Below are 22,776 nucleotides of genomic sequence, written 5' to 3' on the forward strand. Positions count from 1 at the left end.
GGTGAAGACCGATCCCAGCCAGTTCGTCCGTGCCAACACGGATGTCATGACGCCGCCGCATGTGCCGGAGGTGCGTTTACATCTGGCCAGCGAGGCGCATGATCTATGGCTGAAAACCGAAGAAGAACTGGATGAGATCGGCCTGCCGCCACCGTTCTGGGCATTTGCCTGGGCCGGTGGGCAGGGTCTTGCACGCTATGTTCTTGATCATCCGACGACCGTTGCAGGAAAGAAGGTACTGGATTTTGCCAGTGGCTCCGGGTTGGTTGCCATCGCCGCCTCAAAGGCTGGGGCTGCCAGTGTCATGGCTGCCGACATCGATCCCTGGGCGCAGACTGCTATCGCGCTCAACGCCGCAGAGAACGTTGCTGAAATCGGCTTTATCGGCGACAACCTCGTCGGTACCGATCTCCGTACCGATGTTCTTCTGGCAGGTGATGTATTTTACGACCGCGCCTTTGCCGAGATGCTGGTGCCGTGGTTTGTAGCGCTCTGTGAAAAGGGTGTCACTGTGATGGTCGGTGATCCCGGTCGCGCCTATCTGCCCAAGGAAAGGCTTGAGCTGCTGGCAACCTATCAGGTGCCGGTGACGCGCGCACTCGAAGACAGTGACGTGAAAAAAACCACTGTCTGGCGGTTTATCTGAACCTTTTTTTGTCCGTTATGGACGGATCACGCAAACGCCGGCCTCGTAGGAGCATTCGGCGCCTGCCGTTCTGGCGTTGACGTGAATGATCTTCGCCTTGGGTGCGAGTGTTTGCGAGGTGCTGTTTGCCTGAGAAAAGGCGGGGCGGCCCTGCTTGTAGAAATAGATGCCATTTCCTTTGAAGCGCACGCCGGAAATCGAGCCTGCATAGGTGCCAACTCGTGGGATATAAGATGGCAATCCGTTGCCACCAACGACCTCTTGGCGTGTGTCGCGGTCGGGATTATGATGGCGGTAACTATTGTAATTTTCTGCCGCCATAACAGGCAGAGCCAAGGCAATCATGCTTGACAGGGTGGTCAGTCGCAATGCGATTCGTTTGTCGAACATGAGCTGTTTTCTCCGGTTTTTTACCTTAACAAACTATTAAATATCGCATTTTTGATTTACGTAAAAGTCAAAATTTTTGGCGTTGTGATCTTGGAAATGCTGTACTTTTTATTTTGCCGAGCAAAAATTTCGCAGGAATCTCAAAACACAATCGATTAAATTCGAATCAGCCATGAATTGTGCTTGTCGTGATGCCATCGTGCGATTAAAGGTCGCGGTTGGTGCAATGCACATTCTTTCGTCATGTGCGTTGTTGTAGGACGCCCGAAAATTCGGAGCGCAAAGGAAAACGCCGCGAGGTTCTGATGGCGAACGGTACTAATAATCGGCCTCTGTCGCCGCATCTTCAAATTTACTCCATGATTCCGACGATGTTTGCATCGATCGTGCATCGCATCACGGGCGGAGCGCTGTATTTCGGCACGTTGCTGGTTGCCTGGTGGCTTATCGCAACGGCGTCAGGTGTTGATGCCTATGCCTGGGTTCAATGGGCCATGGGCACGATCATCGGCAAGATCATCTTGATCGGCTACACATGGGCACTGGTTCACCACATGCTGGGCGGTCTGCGTCACTTCATGTGGGATCTTGGACACGGTTTTGAAAAACACTTCAACACCAAGCTGGCCAAGGCAATGTTCGCGGCTTCGATCTGTCTGACCGCGCTGATCTGGGTCATCGCCCTCATCGTGCGCTAAGGAGATACATATATGGATATGCGTACACCTCTCGGCAAAGTTCGTGGCCTCGGCTCCGCAAAGGAAGGCACCGAGCACTTCTGGCGCCAGCGCCTGACGGCCGTTGCCAACGTGCCGCTTCTCATCTTTTTCGTCGTCTTCCTCGTCATGTATGGCGGCGCGCCTTACGAGGAAGTGAAGGCTGCGCTTTCACACCCGCTCGTTGCGGTGGTGATGGGCCTCGTGATCGTCTCCGGCCTCATTCACATGAAGCTTGGCATGCAGGTCATCATCGAGGACTACGTGCACGGCGAAGTATCCAAGCTGGTGCTTGTGATGCTCAACACCTTCTTTGCAGTCGCTGTTGGCGGTCTCTGTCTGTTCGCCATTCTGAAAATCGCATTCGCAGGATAAACCGGTCATGGCATCTCCAAGCTCACCTTCACAGAATGGCAAGGCCTATACCTATGTCGACCACTCCTATGACGTGATCGTCGTGGGTGCAGGCGGCGCCGGTCTTCGCGCGACGCTCGGCATGGCCGAACAGGGTTTCCGCACGGCTTGCATCACCAAGGTTTTCCCGACCCGCTCGCACACGGTTGCGGCGCAGGGCGGTATTGCCGCTTCGCTGACCAACATGACACCTGACTGTTGGCAATGGCACCTTTACGATACCGTGAAGGGCTCCGACTGGTTGGGCGACGTTGACGCCATGCAGTATCTCGCCATGGAAGCGCCAAAGGCGGTTTATGAGCTTGAGCATTACGGCGTGCCGTTCTCACGTAACGCTGAAGGCAAAATCTATCAGCGCCCGTTCGGCGGTCACATGCAGAACTACGGTGAAGGCCCGCCGGTACAGCGTACCTGCGCTGCTGCCGACCGTACCGGCCACGCCATTTTGCACACGCTCTATGGCCAGTCGCTGCGCAACAACGCCGAATTCTTCATCGAATACTTCGCACTTGATCTGATCATGTCTGACGACGGCAGCCGTTGCACCGGCGTTGTCGCCTGGAACCTTGATGACGGCACGATCCATCGCTTCTCTGCCAAGATGGTGGTGTTGGCGACTGGCGGTTACGGCCGCGCCTACTTCTCTGCCACGTCCGCACACACCTGCACGGGTGATGGCGGCGGCATGATCGCACGCGCTGGCCTGCCGCTGCAGGACATGGAATTTGTTCAGTTCCACCCGACCGGCATTTACGGCGCAGGCTGCCTGATTACTGAAGGTGCGCGCGGTGAGGGCGGTTATCTCGTCAACTCCGAAGGCGAACGCTTCATGGAGCGTTACGCACCTTCCGCCAAGGACCTTGCCTCGCGTGACGTTGTCTCGCGCTGCATGACCATGGAAATCCGTGAAGGCCGTGGCGTTGGCAAGAACAAGGACCACATCTTCCTGCATCTGGATCACCTTGATCCGGACATTTTGCATGAGCGTCTGCCGGGTATTTCCGAAAGCGCCAAGATTTTCGCAGGTGTTGACGTGACGCGCGAACCGATCCCGGTTCTGCCGACCGTTCATTACAACATGGGCGGCATTCCGACCAACTATTGGGGCGAAGTGCTGAACGCTGACAGCAGCAATCCGGAGCGGGTCATCCCGGGCCTGATGGCGGTTGGTGAAGCCGGTTGTGCATCCGTTCACGGTGCAAACCGTCTCGGCTCCAACTCGCTGATCGACCTTGTGGTGTTTGGCCGTGCTGCGGCTATCCGCGCTGCCGAGGTTATCAACCGCGAAGAGCCGATCCCGGCGCTCAACGTTGCGGCCTGCGACAAGATCATGGATCGTTTCGACAGCCTGCGTTACGCTAATGGTGGCACACCGACCGCAGTACTGCGTGACAAGATGCAGCGCGCCATGCAGGACGACGCTGCCGTGTTCCGTACCCAGGAATCGCTGGAAAGCGGTTGTAAGCGTCTTTCCGCCATCTGGAAGGAATTGCCAGACGTCAAGGTTACCGACCGTTCGATGGTCTGGAACTCCGATCTCGTCGAAACGCTCGAGCTGCACAACCTCATGGCCAACGCCATCACCACGGTTTACGGCGCGGAAGCCCGCAAGGAAAGCCGCGGCAGCCATGCACGCGAAGACTTCGTTGATGGTCCGTTTGCCGGTCGCGATGACGTTAACTGGCGCAAGCACACGCTGGCGTGGGTCAACGAGCAGGGTGACGTTAAACTCGACTATCGTCCGGTCCATACCGACCTGATCGCCGACGGCATTGATCCCAAGAAGATCGCGCCGAAGGCCCGCGTCTACTGATTTGAGGAACTGGACATGGTTGAACTTTCTCTCCCCAAGAATTCCCAGATCAACGAAGGCAAGGTCTGGCCGAAGCCTCAAGGCGCCCAGAACGTTCGCGAATATCGCGTTTATCGCTGGAACCCTGATGACGGCCAGAACCCGCGTATCGATACCTATTATATCGATATCGATGACTGTGGCCCGATGGTTCTTGATGCACTTTTGTACATCAAGAACAATATCGACCCGACGCTGACGCTGCGCCGTTCCTGTCGTGAAGGCATCTGCGGCTCGTGCGCGATGAACATTGACGGCACGAATACGCTGGCCTGCACCAAGGGCATGGACGAGATCAAGGGTACCGTTAAGGTGTACCCGCTGCCGCATATGCCTGTGGTGAAGGATCTGATTCCTGACCTCAGCAACTTCTACGCCCAGCACCGTTCGATCGAGCCATGGTTGAAGACTGTGTCTCCGGCTCCGGCCAAGGAATGGAAGCAGAGCCATGAAGATCGCCAGAAGCTGGATGGTCTTTATGAGTGCATTCTGTGCGCATGCTGCTCGACGTCCTGTCCCAGCTACTGGTGGAATGGCGACCGTTACCTCGGTCCAGCGGTTCTGCTGCAGGCTTACCGCTGGCTCATCGACAGCCGTGATGAGGCAACCGGCGAACGTCTCGATAACCTCGAAGATCCGTTCCGCCTTTACCGTTGCCACACCATCATGAACTGTGCGCAGGCATGCCCGAAGGGTCTGAACCCGGCCAAGGCTATTGCGGAAATCAAGAAGATGATGGTCGAGCGCCGCGTCTGATTTGTAAAACCCGTCTGCGAAACCAAGCGCGTTTCTATGTTAGGCGGGAGATTTTGGAAGCCGTGGCCGCATTCCGGTCACGGCTTTTGTTTATGTCGTGACGGGATTTGCTCGTCTCGGACAAGGCTTGAAACCCTGGTAACGGTTATTTAAGCCTGTGCTGACTTGATTAACCAAACTGAAATACGCTAATTCCGATATGCAACGGCAGTTCATGTGTTACGGCGAGCAGCGAACGGGAGCTTGATATGCAATTGAGATATGTGGCAACGGGCATTGCAGTCGTAATGACTCTGGCGGGTTGCCAACGTACGTCTTACGACTACAACAATAACAGCGGCAATTCTGGCTATACGCCTCCGCTACAGGCCCAACCGGTGCCTTCGGTACAGTCCGGAGCATTGCCTCCACCCGGTGGCAGTTCACAGTTTCCAACCGCACCAGCCACAGCACCCGCCCAGGGCGGTGTTGACATGGCTGCTGCGGCGCCCGCGACGGCTATGGATATCCGCAAGGAAACCATGGTTGGTAACTGGCGTGTGGCCAATGGCGGCGCAAATTGCGACATGTTCCTGACCTTAACCAATCTCGGTAGCGGTTCGCGCGGCGGCACACGTGGTTGCGCAGGCGAGTTGACCGCCATGGGTTCATGGGAAGTGTCCGGCAAGATGGTTCTGTTCAAGGATCGTGCCGGTAACACGCTTGGTCGCGTCTACAAGAGCGGCGATACCCGTTATGACGGCACCACCAACAGTGGTCAGCCGATCAGCCTCAGCCGCTAAGGCGGCTTTTCACATTACATCACCCCATTTCGGGTGCGCGGCGCCCATATTTCAGGGCGCCGTTCGATGCAGCCACTTCCCGACTATAATCTAAGCGTTGTCGAACGGCTGAAAAGCCTGACCGCATCAGGCGAGTTGAAAGCCGATCCGGCGCAGATCGAGGTGGCCACGCAGCTTGACCGTATCCTGCATGACCTGAAGACCCTGAAACCTGCCAAAAAATCCAGCGCCCTTGGCTGGATGTTTGCCCGCAAGGCAAAGCAGAACAATGCGGTTAAAGGGCTTTATGTCTATGGCAGTGTCGGTCGTGGCAAAACCATGCTGATGGACATGTTCTATGAGATGGCGCCGGTTGAATCCAAGCGCCGTTGCCATTTTCATGAGTTTATGGCCGACGTTCATAACCGGGTCCATGCACATCGGCAAAAGCTGAAGAATGGCGAGACCAAACAGGCAGACCCTATTCCGCCGGTCGCTGCCGCATTGCTGGCAGAAGCAAAGCTGCTGTGCTTCGACGAATTTACGGTCACCGATATTGCCGATGCGATGATCTTGGCGCGGTTGTTTACCGAGCTGTTTGCCAATGGTTGTACACTGGTCACCACCTCCAACGTCGTGCCAGATAATCTCTACAGGGACGGTCTTAACCGCGGGCTATTCCTGCCATTCGTCGACCTTCTCAAAAAGTATGTCGACGTGGTGACGTTGGATAGCCCTACCGATTACCGTATGGAAAAGTTGAACAGCTTGCCGGTTTATATCTCGCCGCTCGATGGTGCTGCGGATCAGGCAATGGATATGGCTTGGCATCACGTTACCGCTGGCCACATTATAGCGCCGACGGAAATTCCAATGAAGGGCCGCTCCATCCACGTTCCTCACGCGCAGGGACGTGTCGCGCGATTTACTTTCTCGGACCTCTGCGAAAAGCCGTTGGGCGCCAGCGATTTTCTGGCAATTGCCGATCGTTTCGACACGGTTTTCGTTGATCATATACCGTTTCTGGACGCGGATAAGCGCAACGAAACGAAACGTTTTATTATCCTTATTGACGCATTGTACGACCACAAAGTGCGGCTGTTTGCATCGGCTGCAGCGATGCCTGAAGACCTCCTGGGCAAGCGCAAGGGCACCGAAGGTTTCGAGTTTGATCGAACCGCATCTCGGCTTTTCGAGATGAGAAGTGCGGAATATCTCGCGCAACACAACGAGAAACGCGCCGTAATTTGACAATTCTGTGACGTATTTTCTTACGTTTACGTAAGTTATTTAACATCTAAACGATTGAAAAACCTCACGTTGAAAGAATCTATTGCCAATTTGAGCTAATGACGCTAAGTCGAGTGCGACAATTTAGCTGCCCCTATGGCAGCGATTGAGTTGAAGCTCGAGAGGAAGCATTCGATGGCTCGCAAGAAGATTGCACTTATTGGTTCTGGCATGATCGGTGGTACACTGGCGCATCTCGCCAGTCTGAAAGAACTGGGCGACATCGTCCTGTTCGATATTGCTGATGGCATTCCGCAGGGCAAAGGTCTTGATATTGCACAGTCCGGCCCGGTTGAAGGTTTTAATGCCAAGCTTACCGGTGCAAGCGACTATGCAGCTATCGAAGGCGCAGATGTCTGCATCGTCACCGCTGGTGTTGCTCGCAAGCCGGGCATGAGCCGCGATGATCTTCTCGGCATCAACCTCAAGGTCATGGAGCAGGTCGGTGCCGGCATCAAGAAATATGCACCAAACGCTTTCGTAATCTGCATCACCAACCCACTCGACGCGATGGTCTGGGCGCTGCAGAAGTTCTCCGGTCTGCCGAAGAACAAGGTAGTTGGCATGGCTGGCGTTCTCGACAGCGCACGTTTCCGTCTGTTCCTCTCGGAAGAGTTCAACGTTTCCGTTCAGGACGTCACTGCATTCGTATTGGGTGGTCACGGCGACACCATGGTGCCGCTTGCTCGCTATTCGACAGTTGGTGGGATTCCGCTGACCGACCTCGTGAAGATGGGCTGGCTGACTGCCGAACGTCTCGAGCAGATCATTCAGCGCACCCGTGACGGCGGTGCTGAAATCGTAGGCCTGCTGAAGACCGGTTCTGCCTATTATGCACCTGCTGCTTCGGCAATCGAAATGGCTGAGTCCTACCTCAAGGACAAGAAGCGCGTTCTGCCTGCTGCTGCTCACCTCTCCGGTCAGTACGGCGTCAACGACATGTATGTTGGCGTTCCGACCATCATCGGTGCTGGCGGTATCGAACGCATCATCGAAATCGAACTCAACAAGGACGAGGAAGCTGCCTTCCAGAAGTCCGTCGGCGCGGTTGCTGGTCTTTGCGAAGCCTGCATCAACATTGCTCCGTCGCTGAAGTAATTGCCCGACGCATCGGTGCAAGGGCAGTTCAGGCCTTTGTGCGCCGCGATGCGGAGACTCAACAGTTGAGAGTGTCCCTGAGTTCATCAGGATCTGGGGCGCTCCAGACGGCTACAAACAGGGATTAATCCATGAATATTCATGAGTATCAGGCCAAGGCTCTTTTGAAGGGCTATGGTGCACCGGTCGCCGAAGGGGTTGCAATCCTCAAGGTTGAAGAAGCTGAAGCCGCTGCAAAGCAGCTTCCTGGCCCGCTTTACGTGGTCAAGAGCCAGATTCATGCTGGTGGCCGTGGCAAGGGCAAGTTCAAGGAGCTTGGTCCAGATGCAAAGGGTGGCGTTCGTCTTGCGAAGTCCATTGAAGAAGTTGTCTCCCATGCCAAGGATATGCTCGGCAACACGCTGGTAACAGCGCAGACGGGCGATGCTGGCAAGCAGGTTAACCGCCTCTACATCGAAGACGGCGCAGACATCGCTCGCGAACTGTACTGCTCGCTGCTGGTTGACCGCTCGGTTGGTCAGGTTGCTTTCGTGGTTTCCACCGAAGGCGGCATGGACATCGAAGCTGTTGCTCACGACACGCCTGAGAAGATTCACACGATTGCGATCAATCCGGAAGTCGGCGTGACCGACGCTGACGTTGCTGCGATCTCCAAGGCTCTGGAACTGACAGACGCTGCTGCTGAAGATGCCAAGGCACTGTTCCCTGCGCTCTACAAGGCATTCAACGAGAAGGACATGGCTCTTCTCGAAGTGAACCCGCTGATCGTCATGCAAGATGGCCACCTGCGCGTTCTCGACGCCAAGATGTCTTTCGATGGCAATGCGCTCTTCCGTCACGACGACGTCAAGCTGCTGCGCGACGAAACCGAGGAAGACGCCAAGGAAATCGAAGCCTCCAAGTGGGACCTCGCTTATGTTGCTCTCGATGGTAACATCGGCTGCATGGTCAACGGCGCTGGTCTTGCCATGGCAACGATGGACATCATCAAGCTGTACGGCAAAGAGCCGGCAAACTTCTGCGACGTCGGCGGTGGCGCTGGCAAGGAAAAGGTTGCGGCTGCGTTCAAGATCATCACTGCTGACCCGAAGGTTGAAGGCATTTTGGTCAACATCTTCGGTGGTATCATGAAGTGCGACGTCATCGCTGAGGGCGTTATCGCCGCAGTGAAGGAAGTCGGTCTGCAGGTTCCGCTCGTTGTGCGTCTCGAAGGCACCAACGTTGAGCTGGGCAAAAAGCTCCTGAACGAATCGGGTCTTGCAATTACGGCTGCTGACGACCTCGACGATGCAGCCAAGAAGATCGTTGCGGCGATCAACGGCTAATTTGAAGGACCGAAATAATGTCTATTCTCGTAAATAAAGACACCAAGATCCTTGTTCAGGGTCTGACCGGCAAGACCGGTACCTTCCACACCGAGCAGGCCCTTGCCTACTACGGCACGCAGATGGTTGGTGGTATCCACCCTAAAAAGGGCGGCGAAACCTGGACCGGTTCGAAGGGCGAAAGCCTGCCGATCTTTGCTTCTGTTGCTGAAGCCAAGGACAAGACCGGTGCTGATGCATCCGTTATCTACGTTCCGCCAGCAGGCGCTGCAGATGCGATCATCGAAGCCATCGATGCTGAAATTCCTTTCATCACCTGCATCACCGAAGGTATCCCGGTCATGGACATGGTTCGCGTCAAGGCTCGCCTCGACCGCTCCACGTCACGCCTGCTTGGCCCTAACTGCCCAGGCATCATGACACCGGAAGAGTGCAAGATCGGCATCATGCCGGGTTCGATCTTCCGCAAGGGTTCGGTTGGTATCGTTTCGCGCTCCGGCACGCTGACCTATGAAGCCGTGTTCCAGACATCCAACGAAGGCCTCGGCCAGACGACGGCTGTTGGTATCGGTGGCGACCCGGTCAAGGGCACCGAGTTCATCGACGTGCTGGAAATGTTCCTCGCTGACGAAGCCACCACCTCGATCATCATGATCGGTGAAATCGGCGGTTCGGCTGAAGAAGATGCAGCACAGTTCCTGATCGACGAAGCCAAGAAGGGTCGCAAGAAGCCAATGGCTGGCTTCATCGCTGGCCGTACTGCTCCGAAGGGCCGCACCATGGGCCACGCCGGTGCTGTGGTTTCCGGCGGCAAGGGTGATGCAGAATCCAAGATCGCTGCCATGGAAGCAGCTGGTATCAAGGTTTCGCCTTCCCCGGCACGCCTCGGCAAGACGCTGGTTGAAGTCCTCAAGGGCTAAGACCACATACTGAGACTAAAACCGGGCAGGCGGATCGTGAAGAGCCGGCTGTCCGGATGCGCTTACAGAGCGCGGGATGAAGGCCGCTGCGGCGGCATATATGACCAAAGCGGCAGGCCATCAGCGGCCATCAACAAATCGAGGAGGCGGGGTACTTCCCCCGCAGGACAAATGGCAAGGCAAGAAGCCAACGAGCAGTTTCAGATCACGTCGTTTCTCGACGGTGCGAACGCAGCTTACATCGAGCAGCTCTATGCACGGTATGAAGAAGATCCTTCTTCCGTATCGCCGGAATGGCAGAGCTTCTTCAAGGGCCTGTCCGACAATCCCGAAGATGTAAAAAAAGCCGCTAAGGGCGCTTCCTGGAAGCGTGCCAACTGGCCGATCGCGGCTGGTGGCGATCTCGTCTCCGCGCTGGACGGCAATTGGGCGACGGTCGAAAAGGCCATCGAAAAGAAGGTGCAGGCCAAGGCAGAAGCCATGGTCGTAGAGACCGGCAAGCCGGTCAGCGAAGCAGAGGTTCTTCAGGCGACACGCGACAGCGTACGCGCCATCATGATGATCCGTGCGTACCGCATGCGTGGCCACCTGCACGCCAAGCTCGATCCACTCGGCATTGCCAGTGCGGTTGAGGACTACAATGAGTTGTCGCCGAAGTCCTACGGCTTCGAAGAAAGCGACTACGACCGCAAGATTTTCATCGATAACGTGCTGGGCCTTGAGTATGCGTCCGTGCGCGAAATGCTCGAAATTCTCGAGCGCACCTATTGCTCGACGCTCGGTGTCGAGTTCATGCATATGTCCAGCCCGGAAGAAAAGGCCTGGATCCAGGAACGTATCGAAGGTCCGGACAAGGGCGTCGATTTCACACCTGAGGGCAAGAAGGCCATTCTGTCGAAGCTGGTTGAAGCCGAAGGCTACGAGCAGTTCCTCGACGTTCGTTTCAAGGGCACCAAGCGTTTTGGTCTCGATGGTGGTGAATCGCTGATCCCTGCTCTTGAGCAGATCATCAAGCGTGGCGGCCAGGAAGGTCTGGAAGAAGTCATCGTCGGCATGGCTCACCGTGGCCGTCTGAATGTTCTGACCAACGTCATGGGCAAGCCGCACCGCGCCGTGTTCCACGAGTTCAAGGGCGGTTCTTTCAAGCCTGACGAAGTCGAAGGCTCCGGCGACGTGAAGTACCACCTGGGTGCCTCTTCAGACCGCGAATTCGATGGTAACAAGGTTCACCTGTCGCTGACAGCCAACCCGTCGCACCTTGAAATCGTCAACCCTGTTGTCATGGGCAAGGCCCGCGCCAAGCAGGACCAGTTGGCCAAGGTCTGGGAAGGCGACGTCATTCCGCTCTCTGAGCGCGCAAAGGTTCTGCCGCTTTTGCTGCACGGTGATGCCGCTTTTGCAGGTCAGGGTGTTGTTGCTGAAATTCTCGGCCTATCCGGTCTCCGCGGTCATCGCGTTGCCGGTACCATGCACGTTATCATCAACAACCAGATCGGCTTTACGACGAACCCGGGCTTCTCGCGTTCTTCGCCATATCCATCTGACGTTGCCAAGATGATCGAGGCACCGATCTTCCACGTTAACGGCGATGATCCGGAAGCTGTTGTCTATGCAGCCAAGGTTGCAACCGAATATCGCATGAAGTTCCACAAGCCTGTTGTTGTGGATATGTTCTGCTACCGTCGCTTTGGCCATAACGAGGGCGATGAGCCTGCGTTCACGCAGCCAAAGATGTACAAGGTTATCCGCAGCCACAAGACTGTCGCACGTATCTACGCTGACCGTCTGATCTCGGAAGGGCTGATCAACGAAGGCGAGTTCGAAAAGCTGAAAGCTGATTGGCGCGCCCATCTTGAGCAGGAATTCGAGGCAGGTCAGTCCTACAAGCCTAACAAGGCTGACTGGCTGGACGGTCAGTGGTCTGGTCTGCGTATTGCCGACAATGCCGATGAACAGCGTCGCGGCAAAACGGGCGTTGCAATGAAGACCCTCAAAGAAATCGGCAAGAAACTGTCGACCATTCCTGAAGGCTTCAATGCGCATCGCACGATCCAACGCTTCATGGACAACCGCGCACAGATGGTTGAAACCGGTGAAGGCATCGACTGGGCAATGGCTGAAGCCTTTGCATTCGGCACGCTTGCCGTCGAAGGCCACAAGATCCGTCTGTCTGGCCAGGATTGCGAGCGCGGCACCTTCTCGCAGCGCCACTCTGTTCTCTACGATCAGGACACTGAAGAGCGTTACATTCCACTTGCCAACCTGGCTCCGACACAGGCTCGTTACGAAGTCATCAACTCGATGCTGTCGGAAGAAGCTGTGCTTGGTTTCGAATATGGCTACTCGCTGGCCCGTCCGAATGCACTGACACTGTGGGAAGCACAGTTCGGCGACTTCGCAAACGGTGCGCAGGTGGTGTTCGACCAGTTCATCTCGTCGGGTGAACGCAAGTGGCTTCGCATGTCCGGTCTCGTCTGCCTTCTGCCGCATGGTTACGAAGGTCAGGGTCCGGAACATTCTTCCGCTCGTCTGGAACGTTTCCTGCAGCTTTGCGCCGAAGACAACATGCAGGTTGCCAACGTCACCACACCGGCAAACTACTATCACATCCTGCGCCGTCAGGTTCGTCGCGACTTCCGCAAGCCGCTCGTTCTGATGACGCCAAAGTCCCTGCTGCGCCACAAGCGTGCAACGTCTTCGCTTGCTGAACTGGCTGGCGAATCCTCGTTCCACCGCCTGCTGTGGGACGATGCAGAAGTGATCAAGGATGGTCCGATCAAGCTGCAGAAGGATTCTAAGATCCGTCGCGTCGTGCTTTGCACGGGTAAGGTCTATTACGATCTGCTCGAAGAGCGCGAAAAGCGTGGTATCGACGATATCTACCTGCTGCGTGTCGAACAGCTTTATCCGTTCCCGGCCAAGGCGCTCATCAACGAGTTGTCGCGCTTCCGTAACGCCGAGATGGTCTGGTGCCAGGAAGAGCCTAAGAACATGGGTGCATGGTCGTTCATCGACCCGTACCTGGAATGGGTGCTGGCACATATCGACGCCAAGTACCAGAAGGTACGCTACACGGGCCGTCCGGCTGCAGCTTCGCCTGCAACGGGTCTGATGTCCAAGCATCTCGCACAGCTTGCTGCATTCCTAGAAGACGCGCTGGGAGAGTGAAAACTCTCCCTCCATCATCCATCCAAAACAGACACCTATAAACGGAACAAGATTATGGCCACTGAAATCCGCGTACCAACTCTGGGAGAGTCCGTCAGCGAAGCGACTGTCGGGACCTGGTTCAAGAAAGTTGGCGACTTCGTCAAGGCTGACGAGCCTCTGGTTGAACTCGAAACCGACAAGGTAACTGTTGAAGTGCCTTCGCCGACCTCTGGCGTTCTGACGGAAATCGTTGCGCAGAACGGCGAAACGGTTGGCCTCGACGCATTGCTCGGCCAGATCGCTGAAGGTGCTGCTGGCGCGGCAACGACCGCTCCTGCGGCTGCTGCTTCCGCACCAGCTGCTGCTGTTTCGGCGCCTGCACCTGCTGCCGCTGCTGCACCTGCAACCGGCTCCATGCCTGCTGCTCCGGCTGCTGCAAAGGTTGCTGCCGATAACAACATCTCGACTGCAGATATCGACGGTTCTGGCAAGCGTGGCCAGGTTCTCAAGGGCGATGTTCTGGCTGCTGTTGCCAAGGGCGCTTCGGCTCCTGTTGCCGCTGCTCCGGTCTCTGCACCACGTCCAGTGTCTTCGGCTGAAGACGGTGTACGTGAAGAGCGCGTAAAGATGACCCGCCTGCGTCAGACGATTGCAAAGCGCCTGAAGGATGCACAGAACACCGCAGCCATGCTGACCACCTACAACGAGGTGGACATGTCGGCCGTTATGGATCTGCGTAACCGCTACAAGGACGTGTTTGAAAAGAAGCACGGCGTAAAGCTTGGATTCATGGGCTTCTTCACCAAGGCCGTTACTCACGCGTTGAAGGAACTGCCTGCAGTTAACGCGGAGATCGATGGCACCGACATCATCTACAAGAACTATTGTCACGTTGGCATGGCCGTCGGCACCGACAAGGGTCTGGTTGTTCCGGTTATCCGTGACGCTGACCAGCGTTCTATTGCTGGCGTTGAAAAGGAACTCGGTCGTCTTGCAAAGGCAGCCCGTGACGGTTCGCTCAGCATGGCTGACATGCAGGGCGGCACCTTCACCATCACCAATGGTGGTGTTTACGGTTCGCTGATGTCTTCGCCGATCCTCAATGCTCCGCAGTCCGGTATTCTTGGCATGCACAAGATCCAGGAGCGTCCGGTTGCTATTGGCGGTCAGGGTGTCATCCGCCCGATGATGTATCTCGCGCTGTCTTACGATCACCGTATCGTTGACGGCAAGGAAGCCGTGACCTTCCTCGTTCGCGTCAAGGAAAGCCTGGAAGATCCAGAGCGTCTGGTTCTCGATCTCTAAGAAAAAAGGAAGAGAAGAATGGAAACGCTGGCAAGCGAAAACGCGCCTTACATGGTGCTGTTGGCTCTCAGTGTCATTCTTCTCTTCTTGCATATCGGGTTGCAGGGGATACTTGCGACCAAGGAACTCGGATCTGCATGGAATGCAGGTCCGCGTGACGAGGGCAAAAAGCCGAAAGGCGCGCTGGCCGGTCGGGCTGAACGCGCCTTGGCAAACTACAAGGAAACCTATCCGGCCTTTGTGGGGCTGATCCTCGGTGTTGCTCTTGTGGGTGACGCTTCAGGTTGGGGTTTGATAGGCGGGTGGATATGGTTTGTGGCGCGTATCGCCTATGTTCCGCTTTATTTGCTGGGAATTCCCTATATTCGTTCGCTGGTATGGCTCGTTTCGGCTGGCGGACTGCTCATCATGCTGCTGTCGTTGATCTGAGGAATATCCGTCATGCACGCTTACCTGATTGAATTGCTCTCGCTGATGGCGATCTTTGCCTTTGCCATCGTATCACCGGGCGCCGATCTGGCGATGGTGATGCGCCAGGCCATCGTGCACGGCCGCGGTCAGGCAATCATCACCAGTTTTGGTATTGGCGCGGCGTTGATGGTCCATGTCAGCTACACGATCCTTGGTCTAGGCCTCGTCATTTCCCAGTCGATTTACCTGTTCAATCTCGTCAAATGGCTAGGTGTTGCCTACCTGCTCTATATCGGCATCAAGGCGTTGCGCGCTGGCAAGACCGATGTAACGGCAGCCACAGGCGATGTGACGACTGCACCCCGTCAGCAGCAATCGGCGCTCAGGGCTTTTACGTTGGGTTTTGCAGCCAATGCACTCAATCCCAAAGCGGTGTTTTTCTTCCTGTCGATTTTTTCGACAGTTGTCAGCGCACATACACCGATTGCCATCAAATTCTCTTACGGGCTGGTCATGGCTAGCTTCCTGATCCTGTGGTTCATCGGGGTCAGCCTGTTCATGACAACGCCACGCATGCGTGCGGCATTCTCGCGTGCAAGCCAATGGATCGATCGCACCAGCGGTGTGGTTTTCATTGCGCTTGGAATTAAACTTGCCACTGAAAAAGCGGCCTGAAGGCCAAAACCGAATGGTCACGGTTTAGCCGTTTCCATCATCAATCAGGAATTAGAACATGGCTTATGATGTAGTTGTTATCGGCACCGGACCTGGTGGTTATGTTTGCGCGGTCAAGGCGGCCCAGCTTGGCCTGAAGGTTGCCGTTATTGAAAAGCGCTCGACCTATGGCGGCACCTGCCTGAACGTCGGCTGCATTCCTTCCAAGGCGCTGCTACATGCATCCGAAACCTTCGCACATGTTGCACACGGTCTGGATTCGCTCGGCGTTGAAGTTGCCGCACCAAAGCTCAACATCGAAAAGATGATGGCGCACAAGGACGGTGTGGTGAAAGCCAACGTCGATGGCGTTTCCTTCCTGTTCAAGAAGAACAAGATCGATGCTTTCCAAGGCACCGGCAAGGTTGTGGCTGCGGGCAAGGTTTCCGTGACCAACGACAAGGGCGAAGTTCAGGAAATCGAAGCCAAGAACATCGTTATTGCTACCGGTTCTGACGTTGCCGGCATTCCTGGCGTCAATGTTGAAATCGATGAGCAGACCATCGTTTCCTCGACCGGCGCCATTGCGCTCACCAAGGTTCCTGAAAAGCTGATCGTGGTCGGCGGCGGTGTTATCGGTCTCGAGCTCGGTTCCGTTTGGTCGCGTCTCGGTGCCAAGGTGACCGTTGTTGAATATCTCGACAACATTCTCGGCGGCATGGACGGCGAAGTGTCCAAGCAGTCTCAGCGTCTGCTGGCCAAGCAGGGCTTGGACTTCAAGCTCGGCGCAAAGGTTACTGCCGTTGAAAAAACGGCTGACGGCGCAAAGGTTGTCTTCGAGCCTGTAAAGGGTGGCGAAGCCGAAACTCTCGATGCCAATGTTGTGCTGATCTCCACCGGCCGCAAGCCTTACACTGACGGTCTCGGCCTTGCCGAAGCTGGCGTTGTTCTGGACAGCCGTGGCCGCGTTGAAATCGATGCTCACTACAAGACCAACGTTGCTGGCATTTATGCAATCGGCGACGTTGTGAAGGGCCCGATGCTGGCGCACAAGGCTGAAGACGAAGGCGTTGCTCTTGCCGAAATCTTGGCTGGCCAGCATGGCCACGTCAATTACGACGTCATTCCAGGCGTTGTTTACACGCAGCCTGAAATCGCATCGGTTGGCAAGACAGAAGAAGAACTCAAGGCCGCCGGCGTTGCTTACAAGGTTGGCAAGTTCCCATTCACGGCCAATGGTCGCGCTCGCGCCATGCAGGTTACCGACGGCTTTGTGAAGATCCTGGCGGACAAAGAAACCGATCGCGTTCTCGGCGGTCACATCGTTGGCTTCGGTGCTGGCGAAATGATCCACGAGATTGCGGTTATCATGGAATTTGGCGGTTCTTCCGAAGACCTCGGCCGTACCTGCCACGCTCACCCGACCATGTCGGAAGCTGTGAAGGAAGCGGCACTCGCCACGTTCTTCAAGCCAATCCACATGTAATCATTGCTGATTTCACAGTTTATGAAAGGCGGCGACAATTCGCCGCCTTTTGTTTTTATGCGTATCGGTAAATGCTCGGCCTCAGTTAACATCAGAGGTCGAGAATGAAGCTCTTGTCAGAACCGTTGCCGTTTTCGTTTAACTGGGCGGATCGTTTCGAAGGTACCCTTCAGGAGAAGGGGCTGACATCGCTTACGGCAGCGCGCCTTATTCTGGAAAATCCACCGGCCTGGGTTTCGTTTCTCATGCGACTGCGCAATAGCGTTGTGCGCTGGTTCGGTCTGAAGACCGTGCAGCTTTCAGCGGGCGAAAGCGCTGGGGGATTTCCGATTATCGCCTCCACTGCAGACAGAACGGTGATGGGGTTTGATGATCATCATCTCGATTTTCGCATCGTGATTGATGTCGAAGCACACGACAGCAATCCGACAATCAGTGTCACGACGCTTGTGAACCGCAAAAACTGGCTTGGCTGGGTCTATATGATGTTTGTTTCGCCCGTCCACCGGCGCATCGTTCCAGCCACCCTGAAAAAGGTAAGCCGTGGCATTCACAAGGTTACCATTGACCGCTGATGATCAGTTGACGCGGGTCAGCGTATAACCCTGTTTGCGCAGGAGTTCGATGACCCCTTCTTCATCCGGCAAATGGAGTGCACCGACTGCCATGAAGACTGAGCCTTGCGCAAGCAGCGGCGCTGCTCTTCCGGCCATGACATGGTTACGGTCGGTGATAATTCTCTTTTCGAAGCTGGCATAACCGTCTTCGTCCGCGTCTGAGTTTTCCGGTGTGACGGCCGTTACCATTGGCATGATCGCGCCGACATTTTCCTGAAGGTAGAGATCGGTCATCGTCCACATGATGTCCTGCATGCGATCACCAAGGCTCAAGGTTTCAACCAATGCCTTCATGTGGAAATCCATTGGCAGATCAGCCATGGCCTGTATCTGTTCGACAAGGGTTTCCAGTCCCTGGATGGATTTTCCAGAAGCTACACCGTCTTCGGCGATCTTCTTGTCGAGGAAAGATGCTCCCTGCGCCTTGCGTTTGAACTCACAGGCTGGCAGAGCCACGAAGCTTGCCAGAATCCATGGCTTCATCTTCAGAACCGAGACCAGCGGAATGCCGCGCTGTTTCAAGCCATCTTCCAGGCGCTGTTTGTCTTGCGTCGACAGCATGTCGGTAATGGATTTTCCATCGATGAACATCGACAGATCGGGTCTGGCGAAAATTGCGACGGCGGCTTTCTGTTCATCAAGGATTTCGTCTGACTCAACCACCACCGTCTTTGCGCTGGCAAATGCTTCCTGTGCGCCCTTTGGCATTTTGAGAACACGCGGGTCGGTCACATGCATGGTGCCCAGCAAATAGGACGGTGCAAGACCGTCCTTTTCTATGCGCCAGAATGTACCTTTTCCATTCAGGACCTTATCCGCCTCTGCCTGCAAGTTCTGGTATTTCTGGGGTTCATCACGCTGCATGATCTCGACGAGATCCTGACCGACACAGCTCAGATCCTCCTGTGCATGTGCCGGTTTGATACCGAGCAATGTCAAAAGCAGGATGGCGAGAAGGGTGATGTTAAACAGCGCGCACAGGCCAAGCATGGTGTTGCCCGGACTTGGCAATCTCCAACCAAGAAGACGTTCAGTGTTCAATCCGCCAGCCATGGTCATGCAATCCCGTAATTTCGCTAAAGGTTTTTTATGACGGTGACGTCGCGATTGTATTAAAGAAATTGGTTAATGCGCGGACAGCACAACCGTTCCTTTCACGCCCGCGGATGGGCGTTATCGTAGATTTCCAACAGGCGTGCCGTATCCACCCCGGTATAGATTTGGGTGGTTGACAGGCTGGCATGGCCAAGCAATTCCTGGATGGTGCGCAGATCGCCGCCGCCAGCCAGCAGGTGGGTGGCGAAGGAATGTCGCAATGCATGCGGTGTCGCCGTATCCGGCAAACCAAACGCGCTGCGCAATTTCTGCATGCCGCGCTGGATGATGGCTGCGTGCAGTTTGCCGCCGCGTGCGCCGACAAACATGGGTTCGTCATTCGTAAGATGGTACGGGCAAAGTTTGCGATATGTTGCGATTGCTTCGGCGACGATCGGCAACAATGGCACCAGACGCGTTTTTCCGCCTTTACCAGTGATGCGAAGTGCGCTTGTGGCGCTTGGAATATCCACTGCGCGCAGGCTTAGTGCCTCGGAGATACGCAGACCACAGCCATAAAGAAGAGACAGTACCGCTGCATCGCGCGCGGCGATCCACGGTTCTTCCTGCATTTGGGTATCGGTCTGTGTCAGGTTCAGTGCCTGCCTGTCGGTAAGCGGCTTTGGCAGAGATTTTGGCTGTTTGGGCGTGCGAATGGCATTTGCCCCTGCCGTCTTCACCAGTCCCTTGCGTTCCAGATAGCGCAGAAAGGATCGTAAGCCCGCCAGATGGCGGCCAAGCGAACGGGCGCCTGCGCCATCACGACGGCGGGATGCCAGAAAACTACGCAAGTCAGCAGGGCGTAGGTCGGCAATATCCTTGATGCCTGCCGGTGCGGCGAGATGACCGGTCAGGAACATCAGGAACTGTCTTGTGTCCCGCTCATAGGCCTCAACGGTGTTTCCGGAAAGACGGCGCTCACCCTGCAACGTGGCAAGCCATGTCTGCCGCTCATCAAGAAGAGCCTGATCGGCAAAGGTCAGAATCTCGGACAACTCATTACGCTCCGGTGGTTCAATTGATGACAAGGATAGAGCCTGCGGATCAGCATTTGGTTAAAATTGACGATATTGAAGGCATCGCGCATCGCTGTTTGCAGTTTCCTTTTTGTTCATGAAAAGGCATGGTCGCCGCACAATGGCAAAAGATTCGACTGACCTGTTTGGCGCATTATTCGATCCTGCACCTGTGGCGCGCAATAGCGTGCCGGTTCTTGTGCCGCTGCCTGCGCCGGGTCCTTACAGTTACGCTGTCCCAGACGATATGGTGGTGGAACCGGGTACTGTGGTGCAGGTTCCGCTCGGGCCTCGACAGGTCATTGGAGTGGTTTGGGACAGGGAGCAGGATGACGGCAAGACCGTTGATCCGAAGAAGCTGCGCCCGATCACCAAGGCTTTTGACTGCCCGCCACTTAAAGCTGAAATGCGCCGTTTTATCGATTGGGTTGCCTCCTACACGCTGTCTCCACCGGGGCTGGTGGCCCGCATGGCGCTGCGCGCTCCCGCCGCATTTGACCCCGAGCCGATGATTGAAGGCCTGCGTCTGGGCGAAGGCCGGCCCGAACGCATGACGCCTGCACGCCAACGGGTGATCGAGCTAGCGGGTGAGGGCCATACCTGGACAAAGAGCGGACTTGCGCATGCTGCCGGTGTTTCCACCAGCGTTATTGATGGTTTGGCAAAACAGGGCGTGTTCGAAACCGTGTTTCTACCTGCCCCGCCCGTGGTTGCCGAACCTGACCCTGATTATGTCGAGGCGCGTATTGAAGGTCCGCAAAAGCAGGCAGCGTCTGAAATTCTTGAGGATCAGCGCAAGGGCGGATTTTCTGTCTCGCTGATCGATGGCGTCACCGGCTCCGGCAAGACAGAAGTCTATTTCGAGGCGGTTGCCGAAACGCTGCGGCAGGGCAAACAGGTGTTGATCCTGTTGCCTGAAATTGCGCTGACCGCTGCATTTCTAGAGCGATTTCAGAACCGGTTTGGCGCAAAACCGGCCGAATGGCACTCCGAGCTTGCCCCGAAAACCCGCGAAAAGGTATGGCGGCAGACCTCGACCGGCGAGGTGCGGGTGGTGGCAGGTGCGCGTTCCGCTCTGTTTCTACCCTTCGACAATCTTGGTCTGATCATTGTCGATGAAGAACATGACCCAGCTTACAAACAGGAAGACCGCGTGTTCTACAATGCACGCGACATGGCGGTGGTGCGGGCGCGAATAGCTGATTTTCCCGTCGTACTGGTCTCTGCGACGCCATCGGTGGAAAGCCAGGTCAACGGCAATTCCGGGCGTTATAATCTCATTCATCTGCACACGCGTTTTGGCGATGCGGCGATGCCCGATCTGCACCTTGTCGATATGCGACGCCACCCGCCGGAACGGGGCGGCTTTCTGTCGTCTGTGTTGCTGCGCGGCATTGGCAAGACCATTGAACGCGGTGAGCAGGCGCTGCTGTTCCTCAATCGGCGTGGTTATGCACCGTTGACGCTCTGCCGCGTATGCGGCCATCGCTTTCAGTGCCCGCAATGCGCCAGCTGGTTGGTGGAGCACCGTTTCCGTGAGCAGATACAGTGCCACCAGTGTGGTTACGCCGAAAAGACACCGGACCATTGCCCGGAATGCGGCACATTCGACCATTTGGCTGCCTGTGGTCCTGGTGTGGAACGTATTGCCGAAGAGGTCGAGAAACATTTCCCTGATGCGCGAACCATCCTTCTGTCCTCGGATATGCCCGGTGGCGTAAAACGTTTGCGGTTGGAACTGGAAGCGATTGCTAATGGCGAGGTCGATATCGTCATTGGCACGCAGCTGGTGGCGAAGGGCCATAACTTTCCGCTGATGACGCTGGTTGGCATTGTTGACGCCGATCTGGGATTGGCAAATGGCGATCCGCGTGCTGCGGAGCGAACCTTCCAACTTCTGTCACAGGTGACGGGTCGCGCCGGTCGTACCGGTCTGAAAAGTCATGGTCTTCTGCAAACCTATCAACCGCAGCACCCGGTCATGCAGGCCATCGTCTCCGGTGATGCCGGGGCGTTTTATGATCGTGAAATCATTGAACGTGAAAAAGCGATGTTGCCGCCGTTCGGGCGCTTAGCCTCGATTATCGTGTCGGCGGAAACCCGCGCTGATGCAGAAACCCATGCTCGTGCTCTGAGAGTTGCAGCGCCGCAGGCTGCTGGCATTGCCTTGCTGGGGCCGGCGGAGGCACCGCTCGCACTTATTCGCGGACGGTATCGTTTCCGGCTGCTGGTTCACGGAAAACGCAATTCGGACATGCAGGGGTTTATGCGCGCTATGCTGGCCAATGGTCCCAGGGAACGTGGCTCTATCCATGTCCAAGTGGACATCGACCCGCAGAGTTTTCTGTGATGCTGAAGTAGCGTTGAAATAACGATTCCGATTTTTAGGTCAATATTGTAAGTCGGCAAGTGAAACTGATTTGAAGCGAGGGGCTGGCAATCATGGAATTTTACTTTCCAACCGAGTTTGGAGAACAATTGGCGTTTTTGGCTGCATCGGTCTCAGCCCTGATCGGGTTATTGATGTTGTTTGCGCCTGGTGTGACCTTGCGCTTCTTTGCATTGCAATCCAGCCGTGAGCGCAATGACGGGTTTGTGCTGATCCGCTCCTCGCTGGCTGGCTTTTACCTGGGACTTGGCGCTGCTGCTTTGCTGCTCGCGCAGCCTATGGTCTATCTCGCGTTTGGTGCCGCATTCGGTCTTTCAGTGTTCGGGGCAGTGCTTTCCATCCTGTCTGACGGTGGCACGACATGGCGAAATTGCCTACTTATGGTTGTAAATTTTGTACTTGCTGCCTTGCCGTTACTCTATGTTTTTGGAATAGTGTGAGGCTGGCTGAAACGCCCAAGGTGTGGCGCTTTTGGCAAAGGAATG

The 22,776-nt window shown here is 55.8% G+C and carries 21 protein-coding genes; 18 read left to right on the forward strand and 3 right to left on the reverse strand.

What is annotated here, in order from left to right:
* Position 1 precedes the first annotated feature (1 nt).
* Complete coding sequence (locus HGO37_RS16655) at positions 2-646, forward strand: class I SAM-dependent methyltransferase (protein ID WP_250984283.1); 645 nt, start codon at positions 2-4, stop codon at positions 644-646.
* A 15-nt stretch (positions 647-661) separates the two neighbouring features.
* Here the strand turns inward: HGO37_RS16655 and HGO37_RS16660 are convergent, their stop codons facing one another.
* A complete protein-coding gene (locus HGO37_RS16660) occupies positions 662-1,036 on the reverse strand; it encodes a hypothetical protein (RefSeq protein WP_250984284.1) in 375 nt (124 codons plus the stop codon).
* Positions 1,037-1,341: 305 nt separating this feature from the next.
* Between HGO37_RS16660 and sdhC the strand changes: the two genes are divergently transcribed.
* The 15 genes from sdhC to HGO37_RS16735 all read left to right on the forward strand — a co-directional run bounded on the left by sdhC (position 1,342) and on the right by HGO37_RS16735 (position 17,749).
* Positions 1,342-1,734, forward strand: a complete 393-nt coding sequence (gene sdhC / locus HGO37_RS16665) for a succinate dehydrogenase, cytochrome b556 subunit (protein WP_250984285.1) — start codon at positions 1,342-1,344, stop codon at positions 1,732-1,734.
* 12 nt (positions 1,735-1,746) lie between these two features.
* On the forward strand, positions 1,747-2,127 hold the full coding sequence (gene sdhD, locus HGO37_RS16670) for a succinate dehydrogenase, hydrophobic membrane anchor protein (RefSeq protein ID WP_250984286.1): 381 nt from the start codon (positions 1,747-1,749) through the stop codon (positions 2,125-2,127).
* Between the two features lie 7 nt (positions 2,128-2,134).
* Entirely contained in the window at positions 2,135-3,979 is a 1,845-nt protein-coding gene (gene sdhA, locus HGO37_RS16675) for a succinate dehydrogenase flavoprotein subunit (protein ID WP_250984287.1), read from the forward strand.
* 15 nt (positions 3,980-3,994) lie between these two features.
* Positions 3,995-4,774 carry a succinate dehydrogenase iron-sulfur subunit gene (locus HGO37_RS16680; protein WP_192490407.1) on the forward strand — a complete coding sequence of 260 codons (780 nt, stop codon included), beginning with the start codon at positions 3,995-3,997 and terminating at the stop codon, positions 4,772-4,774.
* A 248-nt stretch (positions 4,775-5,022) separates the two neighbouring features.
* Positions 5,023-5,556 carry a protease inhibitor Inh/omp19 family protein gene (locus HGO37_RS16685; RefSeq protein WP_192490406.1) on the forward strand — a complete coding sequence of 178 codons (534 nt, stop codon included), beginning with the start codon at positions 5,023-5,025 and terminating at the stop codon, positions 5,554-5,556.
* Between the two features lie 66 nt (positions 5,557-5,622).
* Positions 5,623-6,786 (forward strand): cell division protein ZapE, encoded by a 1,164-nt coding sequence (gene zapE / locus HGO37_RS16690; RefSeq protein ID WP_250984288.1) that lies wholly within the window; start codon positions 5,623-5,625, stop codon positions 6,784-6,786.
* A 174-nt stretch (positions 6,787-6,960) separates the two neighbouring features.
* Entirely contained in the window at positions 6,961-7,923 is a 963-nt protein-coding gene (gene mdh / locus HGO37_RS16695; RefSeq protein ID WP_192490404.1) for a malate dehydrogenase, read from the forward strand.
* 131 nt (positions 7,924-8,054) lie between these two features.
* Entirely contained in the window at positions 8,055-9,248 is a 1,194-nt protein-coding gene (gene sucC / locus HGO37_RS16700; RefSeq protein ID WP_250984289.1) for an ADP-forming succinate--CoA ligase subunit beta, read from the forward strand.
* A gap of 17 nt (positions 9,249-9,265) precedes the next feature.
* Positions 9,266-10,168, forward strand: a complete 903-nt coding sequence (sucD, locus tag HGO37_RS16705; protein WP_192490402.1) for a succinate--CoA ligase subunit alpha — start codon at positions 9,266-9,268, stop codon at positions 10,166-10,168.
* A 171-nt stretch (positions 10,169-10,339) separates the two neighbouring features.
* Positions 10,340-13,336, forward strand: coding sequence for a 2-oxoglutarate dehydrogenase E1 component (locus HGO37_RS16710; RefSeq protein ID WP_250984290.1), 2,997 nt, complete (start codon positions 10,340-10,342; stop codon positions 13,334-13,336).
* Between the two features lie 54 nt (positions 13,337-13,390).
* On the forward strand, positions 13,391-14,623 hold the full coding sequence (odhB, locus tag HGO37_RS16715; protein WP_250984291.1) for a 2-oxoglutarate dehydrogenase complex dihydrolipoyllysine-residue succinyltransferase: 1,233 nt from the start codon (positions 13,391-13,393) through the stop codon (positions 14,621-14,623).
* An 18-nt stretch (positions 14,624-14,641) separates the two neighbouring features.
* Positions 14,642-15,052 (forward strand): MAPEG family protein, encoded by a 411-nt coding sequence (locus tag HGO37_RS16720; RefSeq protein WP_250984292.1) that lies wholly within the window; start codon positions 14,642-14,644, stop codon positions 15,050-15,052.
* Positions 15,053-15,064: 12 nt separating this feature from the next.
* On the forward strand, positions 15,065-15,709 hold the full coding sequence (locus HGO37_RS16725) for a LysE family transporter (protein WP_250984293.1): 645 nt from the start codon (positions 15,065-15,067) through the stop codon (positions 15,707-15,709).
* 58 nt (positions 15,710-15,767) lie between these two features.
* Positions 15,768-17,174: a dihydrolipoyl dehydrogenase gene (gene lpdA, locus HGO37_RS16730; protein WP_250984294.1), complete on the forward strand. Its 1,407-nt coding sequence runs from the start codon at positions 15,768-15,770 to the stop codon at positions 17,172-17,174.
* 104 nt (positions 17,175-17,278) lie between these two features.
* On the forward strand, positions 17,279-17,749 hold the full coding sequence (locus tag HGO37_RS16735; protein ID WP_250984295.1) for a DUF2867 domain-containing protein: 471 nt from the start codon (positions 17,279-17,281) through the stop codon (positions 17,747-17,749).
* A 3-nt stretch (positions 17,750-17,752) separates the two neighbouring features.
* On the opposite strand, the gene HGO37_RS16740 is transcribed toward HGO37_RS16735, so the two are convergent.
* Positions 17,753-18,850 (reverse strand): TraB/GumN family protein, encoded by a 1,098-nt coding sequence (locus HGO37_RS16740; protein WP_250984296.1) that lies wholly within the window; start codon positions 18,848-18,850, stop codon positions 17,753-17,755.
* Between the two features lie 95 nt (positions 18,851-18,945).
* Entirely contained in the window at positions 18,946-19,881 is a 936-nt protein-coding gene (locus HGO37_RS16745) for a tyrosine recombinase XerC (protein ID WP_250984297.1), read from the reverse strand.
* Between the two features lie 142 nt (positions 19,882-20,023).
* On the opposite strand from HGO37_RS16745, the gene HGO37_RS16750 reads away from it, so the two are divergent.
* Positions 20,024-22,252, forward strand: coding sequence for a primosomal protein N' (locus tag HGO37_RS16750; RefSeq protein WP_250984298.1), 2,229 nt, complete (start codon positions 20,024-20,026; stop codon positions 22,250-22,252).
* 92 nt (positions 22,253-22,344) lie between these two features.
* Positions 22,345-22,731: an AGROH133_08824 family phage infection protein gene (locus HGO37_RS16755; RefSeq protein WP_250984299.1), complete on the forward strand. Its 387-nt coding sequence runs from the start codon at positions 22,345-22,347 to the stop codon at positions 22,729-22,731.
* Positions 22,732-22,776: the final 45 nt, after the last annotated feature.

It is taken from the genome of Rhizobium sp. CG4 (assembly GCF_023701965.1).
Classification (GTDB): domain Bacteria; phylum Pseudomonadota; class Alphaproteobacteria; order Rhizobiales; family Rhizobiaceae; genus Agrobacterium.

Bases quoted from the DNA above. Each gene is read 5' to 3' on its own strand.
- odhB (WP_250984291.1), top strand. From the start codon at position 13,391: ATGGCCACTGAAATCCGCGTACCAACTCTGGGAGAGTCCGTCAGCGAA.
- HGO37_RS16710 (WP_250984290.1), top strand. From the start codon at position 10,340: ATGGCAAGGCAAGAAGCCAACGAGCAGTTTCAGATCACGTCGTTTCTC.
- sucC (WP_250984289.1), top strand. From the start codon at position 8,055: ATGAATATTCATGAGTATCAGGCCAAGGCTCTTTTGAAGGGCTATGGT.
- mdh (WP_192490404.1), top strand. From the start codon at position 6,961: ATGGCTCGCAAGAAGATTGCACTTATTGGTTCTGGCATGATCGGTGGT.
- HGO37_RS16685 (WP_192490406.1), top strand. From the start codon at position 5,023: ATGCAATTGAGATATGTGGCAACGGGCATTGCAGTCGTAATGACTCTG.
- lpdA (WP_250984294.1), top strand. From the start codon at position 15,768: ATGGCTTATGATGTAGTTGTTATCGGCACCGGACCTGGTGGTTATGTT.
- HGO37_RS16735 (WP_250984295.1), top strand. From the start codon at position 17,279: ATGAAGCTCTTGTCAGAACCGTTGCCGTTTTCGTTTAACTGGGCGGAT.
- HGO37_RS16740 (WP_250984296.1), bottom strand. From the start codon at position 18,850: ATGACCATGGCTGGCGGATTGAACACTGAACGTCTTCTTGGTTGGAGA.
- zapE (WP_250984288.1), top strand. From the start codon at position 5,623: ATGCAGCCACTTCCCGACTATAATCTAAGCGTTGTCGAACGGCTGAAA.
- HGO37_RS16725 (WP_250984293.1), top strand. From the start codon at position 15,065: ATGCACGCTTACCTGATTGAATTGCTCTCGCTGATGGCGATCTTTGCC.
- sdhD (WP_250984286.1), top strand. From the start codon at position 1,747: ATGGATATGCGTACACCTCTCGGCAAAGTTCGTGGCCTCGGCTCCGCA.
- HGO37_RS16720 (WP_250984292.1), top strand. From the start codon at position 14,642: ATGGAAACGCTGGCAAGCGAAAACGCGCCTTACATGGTGCTGTTGGCT.
- sdhA (WP_250984287.1), top strand. From the start codon at position 2,135: ATGGCATCTCCAAGCTCACCTTCACAGAATGGCAAGGCCTATACCTAT.
- HGO37_RS16750 (WP_250984298.1), top strand. From the start codon at position 20,024: ATGGCAAAAGATTCGACTGACCTGTTTGGCGCATTATTCGATCCTGCA.
- sdhC (WP_250984285.1), top strand. From the start codon at position 1,342: ATGGCGAACGGTACTAATAATCGGCCTCTGTCGCCGCATCTTCAAATT.
- sucD (WP_192490402.1), top strand. From the start codon at position 9,266: ATGTCTATTCTCGTAAATAAAGACACCAAGATCCTTGTTCAGGGTCTG.
- HGO37_RS16680 (WP_192490407.1), top strand. From the start codon at position 3,995: ATGGTTGAACTTTCTCTCCCCAAGAATTCCCAGATCAACGAAGGCAAG.
- HGO37_RS16660 (WP_250984284.1), bottom strand. From the start codon at position 1,036: ATGTTCGACAAACGAATCGCATTGCGACTGACCACCCTGTCAAGCATG.
- HGO37_RS16755 (WP_250984299.1), top strand. From the start codon at position 22,345: ATGGAATTTTACTTTCCAACCGAGTTTGGAGAACAATTGGCGTTTTTG.